Source organism: Pseudobacter ginsenosidimutans (assembly GCF_007970185.1).
In the GTDB taxonomy this organism is placed as follows: domain Bacteria; phylum Bacteroidota; class Bacteroidia; order Chitinophagales; family Chitinophagaceae; genus Pseudobacter; species Pseudobacter ginsenosidimutans.
In genome coordinates this window covers 2768055-2779957 of record NZ_CP042431.1, presented here as the reverse complement: position 1 = coordinate 2779957, position 11903 = coordinate 2768055, and the positions used below count along the sequence as shown (strand labels likewise).

The 11903-nt window shown below is 48.2% G+C and carries 9 protein-coding genes; 5 read left to right on the top strand and 4 right to left on the bottom strand.

Going from position 1 to position 11903, the window contains the following annotated elements; all coding sequences use genetic code 11:
• The first annotated feature begins 23 nt into the window (after nucleotides 1–23).
• Nucleotides 24–287 carry a helix-turn-helix domain-containing protein gene (locus tag FSB84_RS11305; RefSeq protein ID WP_130541453.1) on the top strand — a complete coding sequence of 88 codons (264 nt, stop codon included), beginning with the start codon at nucleotides 24–26 and terminating at the stop codon, nucleotides 285–287.
• 201 nt (nucleotides 288–488) lie between these two features.
• On the opposite strand, the gene FSB84_RS11300 is transcribed toward FSB84_RS11305, so the two are convergent.
• From FSB84_RS11300 to FSB84_RS11290, 3 genes are all read right to left on the bottom strand, one after another.
• Nucleotides 489–719, bottom strand: coding sequence for a hypothetical protein (locus tag FSB84_RS11300; protein WP_130541454.1), 231 nt, complete (start codon nucleotides 717–719; stop codon nucleotides 489–491).
• Nucleotides 720–986: 267 nt separating this feature from the next.
• Nucleotides 987–1217 carry a hypothetical protein gene (locus tag FSB84_RS11295; protein WP_130541455.1) on the bottom strand — a complete coding sequence of 77 codons (231 nt, stop codon included), beginning with the start codon at nucleotides 1215–1217 and terminating at the stop codon, nucleotides 987–989.
• A gap of 170 nt (nucleotides 1218–1387) precedes the next feature.
• Entirely contained in the window at nucleotides 1388–1579 is a 192-nt protein-coding gene (locus FSB84_RS11290; protein WP_127131092.1) for a hypothetical protein, read from the bottom strand.
• A gap of 194 nt (nucleotides 1580–1773) precedes the next feature.
• Here FSB84_RS11290 and FSB84_RS11285 point away from each other — a divergent pair, with 194 nt between their 5' ends.
• Nucleotides 1774–2340, top strand: coding sequence for a hypothetical protein (locus FSB84_RS11285; RefSeq protein ID WP_130541456.1), 567 nt, complete (start codon nucleotides 1774–1776; stop codon nucleotides 2338–2340).
• A 44-nt stretch (nucleotides 2341–2384) separates the two neighbouring features.
• Here FSB84_RS11285 and FSB84_RS11280 read toward each other — a convergent pair whose 3' ends face one another.
• The gene (locus tag FSB84_RS11280; protein ID WP_130541457.1) at nucleotides 2385–4802 is read right to left on the bottom strand and encodes a hypothetical protein; all 2418 of its coding nucleotides are present in this window, start codon (nucleotides 4800–4802) and stop codon (nucleotides 2385–2387) included.
• A 147-nt stretch (nucleotides 4803–4949) separates the two neighbouring features.
• Between FSB84_RS11280 and FSB84_RS11275 the strand changes: the two genes are divergently transcribed.
• The 3 genes from FSB84_RS11275 to FSB84_RS11265 all read left to right on the top strand — a co-directional run bounded on the left by FSB84_RS11275 (nucleotide 4950) and on the right by FSB84_RS11265 (nucleotide 11889).
• On the top strand, nucleotides 4950–6458 hold the full coding sequence (locus tag FSB84_RS11275) for a carboxypeptidase M32 (protein WP_165434909.1): 1509 nt from the start codon (nucleotides 4950–4952) through the stop codon (nucleotides 6456–6458).
• A gap of 18 nt (nucleotides 6459–6476) precedes the next feature.
• Nucleotides 6477–6893: a hypothetical protein gene (locus tag FSB84_RS11270; protein WP_130541458.1), complete on the top strand. Its 417-nt coding sequence runs from the start codon at nucleotides 6477–6479 to the stop codon at nucleotides 6891–6893.
• Between the two features lie 196 nt (nucleotides 6894–7089).
• Nucleotides 7090–11889 carry a PKD domain-containing protein gene (locus FSB84_RS11265; RefSeq protein ID WP_130541459.1) on the top strand — a complete coding sequence of 1600 codons (4800 nt, stop codon included), beginning with the start codon at nucleotides 7090–7092 and terminating at the stop codon, nucleotides 11887–11889.
• Nucleotides 11890–11903: the final 14 nt, after the last annotated feature.

The following is an 11903-nucleotide window of genomic DNA, read 5'->3' as shown; positions in this document are numbered from 1 at the left end:
TCTATGTACGAAACCCTCTGAATATGTTACAAACCACTATTTCACATACAGCACGTGTGGCAACAAAGATCCGTACGCTGAGAAGAAACAGGGAGTACTCCCAGGAGTATATGGCATTGCTGCTGAATATTTCGCAGAATGCATACAGCAGATTGGAAAATGGCAAAACACCCATTACAATCGACAGACTCTACCAGATCGGAACCATCCTGCAAACCAATCCGGCTACTTTGCTGGAATCAGAAGAAGCAGCTGCAGTACAGGAATGGCAGCGCGCGAGATATTGACTAACCACCATTTCATACAGACATACCTATCAAGAAATTCCTATGTGAACGAAAGCAAAAGGGCCGGGAGAATTCCCAGCCCTTTTTTACACGTATGCCTGACAGTTATAGTGTCTCCACTACAACCCCATCCAATGTCCGGGATGGTTTCTTTTGGCTGCTCCTTTGCCTATCGGGAGGCAGCCAGTTCATTGAAATTCTTTACAGAGTTGGAAGACTGAGTTTAGAGAGAAATGCAGCCAGTCCACCAGCAACGGTGTTCAGGGCTGTAGATGCTCCTGAGCTCAGGATCAGCAGGCTGGCAGATGTTGCAGCTACTGTAGGCGTCAGAACACTGTTCAGTGTTGCAAGCAGGTCATTCAGACCAGCGCCGCCATTGATTTCCATGAGCTCCTGATTAGACAGAGCGTTGAATTGATCTAAGCTTTTCATGATTACATTTTTAAAAAGTGAAGGAAGATTTAGCTTAATAAAATTGCTCCTATTCCCCTTATTTACCTAACCATGAACTGTTTAAATTATAGATGACTGTTGTATTTGAAAGAAAAAGGCTCCATGAACCTGGAGCCCTTTTACAGTATCTGAAAACCATGGCCAGATACTATATTCCCCGTCCAAAAAGTTTCAGTGGTAAGCATTGCCGGAAGACGTGGAATTCCGGTTATTTGTCACCGTTAGCCTGATGCAAGCAGGCTAAAATTATTTGCCAAGGTTACCCAGCAGGTTACCTGCAATATTTCCAATATTTACCAGCAGACCGCTAATTGCAGAGGATACACTTAAAATTGATCCGCCCAGGCTGGTTGCCAGATTGTTCACACTGGTGATATTGAGGTTAACAGGAATGCCCAGCAAATTGATAGTAACATTGAGGCCGCCATTGATTTCCTGACATTCCTGGTCAGTGAGAGTTTGAAAGTTTGTATTCATGGTTATTGATTGTTGAGATTTACCGGGAGCAAAAAAGACCCGCAGGAGTCTACGGGCCTTCTTGCTGTACGTTAATGGCTATACTTTCCCATTTACATACATTAAAACCCGATACTTGCTGATCAGTTGCCGGGAGCCCCTCGCAGGACTCCCGCAAGTGATCTATCCGGTTACACAGGCAGCGGGAGATTTCCCAGCAGTCCTTTTACCAGATTCAATACAGTGCCGAGGATGGGTCCTACGATCGGAAGAGCACTTACCAGACCGGTGAGTGTATCCAGGATGCCGTCAAGAGCACCACCGCCATTGATTTCCAGAGCTTCTTTCTCTGTCAAGGGAGTGAATTGATTACAGTTTTTCATAACATACTTTTTTTAGAAATGAGGAGGATTTCTGGCATAAAGTTGATGCTTTGAATGGGCATTACCTAACCATGAAAATTCTAAATTATAGCTGTCAGTTGTAGTTGTTTTGATGGTGATAACTTACTGTAGTAATATCAGGGCATGCTAATTGCATAAAATGTGGTAAATTATTCACACAATCTCCAAATCACATGCGTACTACCTGGATCATTCTGGTATCGATGCTGCTGATCGGTGGCATCATGTATTACCTGGCTAAGAAGCCAAACAAAACAACAGTCCATAATACCATAACCTTTGGCGATACTCCTGATTCCATCAGGATGAAAACAACCCTCTATGTTGCCTACAACCCTGCCCAGGTTTATTTCAGAGGTAATGGCTGGACAAATCAGGACTCCACCCCGCTCAAGGTCATTCCGCCCGACAGTGCCCTCAGCGCATTCAACGGACACAGGTCTGCCACATTCTATATTGATTATGATCACCGGTACTTCTATGATATCGAGATCAGTCAGCCAGCCAAAGGACAGCCCTTTGGTATCACACTTGATCTGGAACCCGATCCCGGCAACAGCACAATGCAATTGAACGGAGTGGTGGACAGTCAGAATGGAAAACTCGACTTCAGCGGCCCTATGATGAAAATGTACGGCGCCTTCGTATTAAGTTATAATGAACGCATCCCGGATTCCCTGAAGTCCGCAGACAGCAGCCTGTCAAAAGCAGAAAAACTGATCACCATCATCGATCAATAAAAAAGCCCGGCAATTGCCGGGCTCTTCATAATTATATCTGTGATCTACTCCAGTATCTTTTCGATCCTTGTCATTCTTCCTTCTTCATTCATTCCCTCCACGATCACTTTCAGTTTTTTGGAGATATCGTTATTGTAGAAAGTGAATGTCACTTTTCGGTTACTCTTATCTGTTAACAGGTAAGGCGCCCAGTACAAAGTAGTGCGAACATCCAGAACATCGTACAATGCATTCTCTTTGGAATAATCAGGTGCGTAAAACTCCTTGGGTGCAGAATAGCCGACCATGGTCCTGCGTTCCATACCACCAGGCACATTCGTATTGGATCTTCCTTCCCCACCCTTCTTGGTGTACACCGCAATAGCGCCGCCGGCGCCTCCACCAAACGCACCAAAGAACGGAGGACGGAACACTTTCACATATGCGATATCTGCCACCGGCGTGCCGGACAACATATTCGCATCCACCTGCATTTCGTTCAGGAAGAGCGTAGGCGTTTGTCCGCGCCAGGTAAGTCCCGGTCCATCAGGTCCACCAGCGCCGGTGATCTGCAGACCAGGTACACGGCCCTGCAGGAAGGTGAACACATCACGGGCAGACATCGCGAAGGGATCATCCACCATATCGAATGAATAGGCATCGCCTCCCGAGAACATACCGCTTGTATACCTGTCGTCCATCAACTGCGATTTGGATTTCTGCCTGGCCGTTACAGTTACTGCTTCCAGGGTCTTCACACGCTTCGCAATTTCCGGCCTTAGTCTTTCCGCTTCTGTTGCAATATAACGGCTACGCTTGACCGCATTTGAGTCCAGCGGGTTATAGATACGCCAGAGCGGATTGAAAGTAACCAGCTTTGGCGAAGGCATCGATCCATTATTGAAGTTCACTACAGCAGATTCTGTAAGCTTCTGGTTCTTGTTGAAAGAATAATACAGTTTTACGGTATCGAAGAATACAAGTCCTTTTTCCTCAAACCTTCCCTTATTGTCTACAGGCAACATGAACAACTGCCTGGAAGAATCCTTCGCTTCCATGAACAGGTTCAGCAGTGTGCCCTGTGGGATCTGGCTGGGGTTCAGGCCAGCAAGCTCGCCCTTGAGTGATAAATAATTCTCGATTGGATATTTGATCTGCGGTACTTTACCGGCAGCAAGGTCTTCCCATTTGAAACGGCGCCATCCGTGTGTGAGCATCACCAGTTCCAGGTGTTGCTGTACGGAATCTGCAGTAGAAGAAAAATAATAAGCGGGTTGATAGATGAAACCTTTCAGTTCATCGGTGAGCATGAAACGGCTGAAGATATCTTCTTTTCCTTCATCACTCACTGCCAGGTCTGTTACCGAAACGGAAAGATTGGAACGAAGGGTGTCCGGCACTTCCACACTGATAATATTCTTGCCGCGCTTGCTGAGGTTCTTGCCGAGGTCTACGATATCTGCAAGAAAGAGATAATCATTATTGTTCACGAAAGTGATCCGCTCCGCTACAGCCTGCCAGTTACTGTTGAACAGTGTCACCTGCAGGATGCCGCTGGGAAGATTATCTGTCGGGATCAGTCCGCTGGTCATGAAATTAGTGCCGAGATCTACCGTTGCCTTGTACACCACCTGCGAATAGATATTGGCCACGATGAACACTTTGTTCATTTCCGGGCCTGCGTCCATAGATCGTTTTACTACAAAGGAGCGACGAGGGCCGGTTCCATTGATCTGCAGGATCGCTCCGCTGTTCTTCACAGCAGGTAGTTCCGCTTTATAGGATGTTCCTTTTTCATCTTTCCATTCAGCCGTGTATGCTGCTCCGGCAACGGGCTCCAGTTCAAATTTACCCATGCCATCATGCACGCTTTTGAAGCTGGCCACTGTAGCGCCCTTAGCATCTTTCACCACACCCTGCACTTTAATGGGAAAGCCGCGGCTGTCTGTTCCCTTGAAAGCCACGTTGGTGGCGAGGCCTGCAACAAGGTCGCCGCCTTCCGGGAAGAATTTCAGAATGGGAGGTGCGGCCGCCTGCGCCATTCCAGCATCACTCTTCGTAACAACACGCAATGTTTTGGTATAAAGGAATGCAGAATCGAAGTTCATCATCCAGTTGGTATAGGCGCGGAACACCACTTCCGGAATGTCCAGATTCAGCGGCAGGTCGAAATGAGAAGCCGTGGAGGATTCGTAAACCGGCACCACTTTCCGTTGCAGTAATTTACCATTGGACGGATCGATCAGCTCGGCATAGAAATTCCTGCTGATATTCGAAGGCAGGAATCCGGCCTGGATATAGGCTTTGAACCAGATTGTTTCACCGGGGTTGTACACTCCCTTGTCGAAATGCACGTAGATCTTTTCCTGTGGATATCGCTCTCCATAAACATTGATCATGGAATCCACTTTTTGTGCGTGGGAAGGGATGGCGCACACCATCAGCAGTAAGATTGCCAGGTAAGGAAGAATAAGTCGTTTCATGAGTATCACTTCTAGGCAACAAATTACTGCGTTTATCATTGAAACTCTGCAATTTTTTTTACCTCCGGTCTGTTAAAGAGATGTTGTTATGCAGTGCTCCTTCCTGCGCCTCCATGATTATGGCAAATAATAATGATATTTGGCACTATGATCACATCATCCAATTCAGCCGAACTATACAACCAGTACCAGTCCGCGATGCGTCGCATTGCGGATATTCGTTATGCATCCGCCGTATTGCAATGGGACCAGGAAACTTATCTTCCTCCCAAAGGTGCCGGCTTCCGTGGTCAGCAACTGGCCACACTTTCCGAAATAGCGCATGAGGAATTCACCACAGACAAACTGGGAGTACTGTTACAGGAGCTTTCATCGCGGCATGACCTGGATGCAGAACAGCAACGGAACGTAGCGCTCACACTTGAGGATTACAACCGGAACAAAAAATTCACAGCCGCTTTTGTACGTCATCTCACAGAAGTGATCAACAAAAGTTATCATAGCTGGATTGAAGCCCGCAAGGCCAATAGCTTCAGTGTTTTTGCAGGCGATCTGGCAGAACTGGTGAAGTTGAAAAAAGAAGAAGCAGAGATCCTCGGTTACCAGCACCATTGCTACGATGCCCTGCTCAACGATTATGATAAAGGTTCGAATGTGCAGTTGCTCGACAAAACTTTCGACACCATCCGCGAGCCACTCAAAGTATTACTGCAAAAGATACAGGGCCGCCCGCAGGTGAACAACAGTTTCCTTCAGCAGCATTTTCCGAAAGACAAACAATGGGATTTCGGCATGCAACTGATCCGCGGGCTCGGCTACGATATGGAAGCAGGGCGTCAGGATATTTCAGAGCACCCTTTCACCACCAATTTCAACAGCCTCGATGTACGCGTTACCACCCGCATCGATGTGAACGATCTCGGCAATATGGTATGGAGCTGTATCCATGAGGCCGGTCATGCCATGTATGAGCAGGGCCTGCCTGAGCTGCAGTATGGCCTGCCGCTCGGCGAAGCCGCTTCACTCACCATTCATGAATCCCAATCACGCCTCTGGGAAAATCATGTAGGCAGAAGTATGGCCTGGTGCCGGCATTACCTGCCTGTATTACAACAGTATTTCCCTGAACAGCTGCAGGCTGTGAATGCCGAACAATTTTACAAAGGCATCAACCAGGTAACGCCCTCGCTTATCCGCACCGAGGCCGATGAGCTCACTTATCATTTCCATGTAATGATCCGCTATGAGCTGGAAAAAGCTTTGCTGGAAAACGCCATTACTACCGCCGATATTCCCACCTTCTGGAATGAACGCTACATGAAATACATGAACGTGAAAGTACCCGATGATAAGCAGGGCTGCCTGCAGGATGTGCACTGGAGCCATGGCAGTTTCGGATATTTCCCAACCTACAGCTTAGGAAGCTTTTATGCAGCACAATTCTTTACCATGGCTGAAAAAAGCATTCCCGGACTGGATACACAGATACAAAAAGGAGATGCGCATTCGTTATTATCCTGGCTGCGTGAACAGATCCACCGTTACGGCAGGATGTACAACAGTGAGGAGTTATGCAAAAAGGTAACGGGAGAAACGCTGAACATCAGCTATTTTCTGCAGTACCTGCAACGTAAGTACGAGAGTATTTACGCATAACAATTATCCAATATCTGTATGAAAAAACTTTTACTCCTTATCCTGCTGCCGCTCCTGGCAGCAACAACCGGCTGCAAAAAAATGATCGAAAAAAAGATCGAGGCCGAATTGATGAACGCCATCACCAGCGGCGCCTGGTACGTTGAGCATTACCGGGAGAACGCAACCGATATTACCGCTTCGTTCAACGATTACGAATTCCGCTTCCAGCGCGATGGAACAGTGCAGGGACTTCGTAACGGCCATGAGCCCGACAAAGGCACATGGCAGGGTAATCTCGAAAATGCATCCATCAGCGCCCTTTTTCCAACGGCTACCGATCCATTGAAAAAAGTGAATGGACATTGGAAGATAACGGACAGCTACATGGATTATGTGGAAGCCGAAATGAGCATTCAGGGCGGTAAGAACATCCTTCATCTTCGAAAAAAATAATCAGATCTCCAAAATCGAATTGACTTAAATCAAACGAATAAATAAAAACACTTATAACTCACTAAGATCCTTTCCTGTAGAGGATCTTACTCAAAATATTTTTTTATAATACCAGGCTGTATTTACAGGTAAACCCTTAGAAAAATCCTACCTTCCGGTCTCGGATCATCCAAATATCTTATAAGGGAACACCATCATGACACGTACCGCCTGGCTAAACCTATGCCTGACTGTTATCATGTGTAACAGTGTGGCTTATGCGCAAATGTCTGCTGCCTTCACGGCAAGCGTCCAAAAAGGATGCGCACCTGTTATAGTGCAATTCAACGATGCCTCCAAAGGCAATCCCACCTGGTGGCGGTGGGACCTCGGTAACGGCACCATTTCTTTTCTCCAGCATCCCGCCACTACCTATTTCAATCCCGGCACTTACACAGTAAAACTTGTTGCAGGTAACGATACTCAGAAAGATTCGGTTACACTCACTGGTTATATCACAGTTGATGCATTACCAACCGTGAACTTCTCCGCCTCCTCCACAACAGGCTGCTTTCCGCTGCCAGTACAGCTTTCAGATCTCAGTGATCCCGGGAGCGGTACCATCACCAGCTGGCAATGGGATTTCGGGGACGGTACAATTTCCACTGATCAGCATCCCTCTCACACTTATACAACAGCCGGCCAGTTCAATATTTCGCTCAGGGTGAAGAACTCCAATGGTTGCGAGCAAACGCTTACAAGATCAAATTATATCAGCCTGCAAAATGGAGTAAAAGCCAATTTTACTTTCTCTTCTCCCAACAGTTGCAAGGCGCCGGCAACCATCCGCTTTACCAATCGCAGTTCAGGCACCGGAACATTGAACTATCTCTGGGATTTTGGTGATGGACAAACATCCACCGATCTCAATCCAGCGCACATCTATGCAGCCAACGGCACTTACACAGTAAAGCTGATAGTAAAGAACGCAACCGGCTGCAGCGATTCCCTTATAAAAGTGAATACGATCAATATCGGAAATACCAATGCCGATTTCAATACACCCGCCCAGATCTGTGCAGGTCAACCGGTCACTATCAATAATGCTTCTGTTCCCGCTCCGGTCAGCTCCGTCTGGACTTTCAGTGATGGCAGCAGCTCCACTGCACTGCACCCTGTAAAAGTGTTCAGCCAGCCGGGCAATTTCACCATTAAACTGGTGGCAGATTTTGGTAATTGTAAAGACAGTATCACCAAACCTGTACAGGTGCTGGCCAAACCAGCCACAGCATTCACGGCTACCAATGCTATTGGTTGTAAAGCCCCGCATACCGTGAACTTCACAGACCAGACAACCGGAGCAGTAGGCTGGGAATGGTTCTTTGGAGATGGCAGCAAGGGTACCGGCGCCACTGCCTCCCACACCTATACGTCCAATGGTATGTACAATGTAAAGCTGGTAGTGACCAACGCTGCCGGCTGCACAGATACACTCGAGAAAAAACAACTGGTACAGGTGAGTGCGCCTGTGGTGAAGATCGATAACCTTCCTGTTGAAGGTTGTGTTCCCCTGGTATTTCAACCATCCGTTTCCGTTACTTCTATCGATCCAATCGTAAACTGGCAATGGTATTACGGCGATGGCGGCACCGCCAATCAAATGAATGCACAGCACACTTATACCACCGCCGGCACTTTCACCGTAAAAGTAGTATACACTACCGCTGGCGGTTGTACAGATTCCGTTGTGGTACGGGATGCTGTAAAAGCAGGCCTGAGGCCTCTTCCCGCATTTTCCGCCAATCCGGCCGATGCCTGCGCCAATCAACAGATCTTTTTCAGGGACGAAAGTACCGGCGCGGTGATCGATGAATGGGACTGGTATTTTAGTGATGGCGGATATGCCAATATCCAGAACCCCGGGCATTATTTTACAGACACCGGCTACTTTCACGCAAAACTGGTAGTGACCAGCAATGGATGCAAAGACTCTGTAACCATTCAGAGGATCGTTCATATTCGCCCTCCGATCTCCCTGTTCACAGTTCCCACCAATTGTATCGATAAACTTACCCGCTCCTTCACAGACAAGTCCAAAGGCGCAACAGGATGGAAATGGGATTTCGGCGATGGTCAAACCTCCACCACACAGCATCCTGTTCACACCTACGCACAACCGGGGAATTATACCGTAAGGCTAACCGTTACCAACGGCACCTGCGAGCATATCAGTCAACGGCAGGTGGTGGTGATCAACGAGAAAGCAGACTTCACTATCAGCAATACGGATATCTGTAAAGGCAGTTCCATTACGCTGAATGCCATCACCAGCAATCCGCAACAGATCACTGCCTGGAACTGGACCATCCTCCGCAACGGGGCAACTTATGCCAGTCCAACCGGTCAACAGCCCCGCGTTACCTTCAACGAATCCGGTAACTATACCATTCGGCTGACCATTACCGATAGAAACGGTTGCGGCGACGCCATCACCAAAACTGATGTGCTCAGGGTAAATGGACCAACTGCAGCATTCGCTCCGGCTAATCCCGCTGTTTGCCCGGGCGCTACCATTACCATCAACGACCAGTCAGTTTCCGATGGAACCCATCCTATCAGCAAATGGACATGGAACTATGGCGATGGCACCACTGAAACACGTAATACCGCTCCATTTGAGCACACTTATACCACTCCGGGAGTGTATAATATCCAACTCACAGTTACCGATTCAAAAGGTTGCTCTCACAGCCGCACTCTTTCCAAAGCCGTGAACATCTCAAGGCCGGTAGTAAAGTTCAACGCTCCCGACACACTAAGTTGCGTGGGCGCTCCGGTACGTTTTCTGGATCAAACCACTTCCGATGCGGGGCAATACACCTGGGATTTTGGCGACGGCTCAGGTTCTGCTGCCAAAGCCCCTTCACATGCATTCCAGGCGGAAGGCTTATACACCATCAAACTGGTAGTGAAAGACAGGATCGGTTGTTCAGACTCCCTGATCCGTACTTCGTATATTGCTATCCGTAATCCGAAGGCGGCATTCTCGGTAGATAAGACAACTACCAATTGCCCGCCGCTCGTTTCTGCTTTCACCAATGAGAGCCAGTACTTCACCAGGGCGGTTTGGGATTTTGGCGATGGCACAGGTTCCAACCTGGCAACGCCTTCTCATTTTTATACTTATCCCGGTACCTACCGCGCAAAGCTGCTGATCACAAGTGCAGGTGGTTGTAAGGATTCCGCATTCGCCACCATGGATGTGAAAGGACCTACAGGAAGTTTTACCTATGATAACACATCCGGCTGCGCACCTACCTCTATCAGATTTACAGGCACCAGCGCCAATGCAGCAAAATTCATCTGGGATTTCAATGATGGCACCACCAATACTACTGACGGCGCCATATCCAGCCACGCATATTCAACAATGGGAGTTTATCTCCCCAAAATGATACTTGAAGACCCGCAAGGTTGCCGCGTTCCCATTCCCGGCAAAGACACCATCAGGATCTATGACGTTGATGCGGCATTTAGTAATAATCTTCAGGTGCTCTGCGATTCAGGCAGGGTAATGTTCAATGACCAGTCTTTGTCTAACGATCAGATCACTGGCTATGACTGGAATTTCGGAGACGGCAGCAGCGCCGGTGTCAAAAATCCTGTCCATTATTTTCAGCAGCCCGGGCTCTATCCCGTTTCCCTGAAAGTGACCACCAGGATGGGTTGTACCGATGTAGCGCAACTTCCGCTTCCGGTGAAGATCGTGGCGGCTCCCGTGGCCGATATTTCCGGTGTTGCAGGCGCCTGTATACCGGCTGTGCTGAGCTTTGAAGGTAAACTGTTGCAACCCGATACTTCTTCCCTTCGCTGGAAATGGGATTTCCGGAATGGGAATACCGCAACAGTGCAAAGCCCCGGCTCCATCACATTTACCAATGCCGGACAATATGCTGTTCAATTGATCGTTACTAACTCAACTGGTTGCGCAGATACTGTTCTGAAAAATATACAGGCTTATCCTCTTCCTGCGCTGGACGCAGGTCCTGACCAGGTTATCTGTCGCGGTGCTACTGCTTCGCTCACCGCTTCCGGAGCCAATACTTATCAATGGCAAACCGATAATACCCTGAATTGTCTTCAATGCCCCACACCTTTGGCATCACCTTTGGTGAATACCACCTATCAGGTGAGAGGGATCAACGGGTTTGGTTGTGAAGCCACTGATACGATACGTGTATCCGTAAAACAACCATTCACTGTACAGGCCCATTTGGGAGATACGCTCTGCAAGGGAGAAAGTGTTAACCTGTTTGCGAATGGAGCAGAGCTTTATGAATGGTATCCTGCCACAGGGCTCGACAGAGCAGACGCAGACCGGCCGAAGGCAAGGCCCGATGCTTCAGTGACCTATCGTGTGGTGGGGAAAGATGACAGGAATTGTTTTACAGATACGGCTTATGTACCGGTTGTCGTGTATCCCTGGCCGGTGGTTAATGCAGGAGAGGATCAGAAAATGGGGACAGGGTCAACAGTTATCCTGAAAGGAAGTATCTCGCCCGATGCTACCTATTTCAGGTGGACGCCCGCAGCAGGGTTGAGTTGCACTGACTGCCTTACACCGGTTGCGGCTCCCAGGCAAACAATCATGTACACCCTGGAAGCGAGTAATGAAGGCGGTTGTTTAAGCAGGGATATGGTGAGCTTGCACGTATTCTGCGATAATAGCAACCTGTTTATCCCGAATACGTTCTCGCCCAACTCAGACGGGCATAATGACGTATTCTATCCAAGAGGAAAGGGCGTGTTCAGTATCCGCTCCTTCCGTGTGTTCAACCGCTGGGGAGATCTGGTATTTGAAAGGACCAATTTCCAGCCCAACGATATTACCGCCGGCTGGAACGGAATACATAAAGGGAAGATCGCGTCACCCGATGTATACATCTATACCCTGGAAGTAGTTTGTACCAACAATACAATATTCAATGAGAAAGGTAACGTAACCCTTATCCGGTAGTTGCCCGTTTTTTA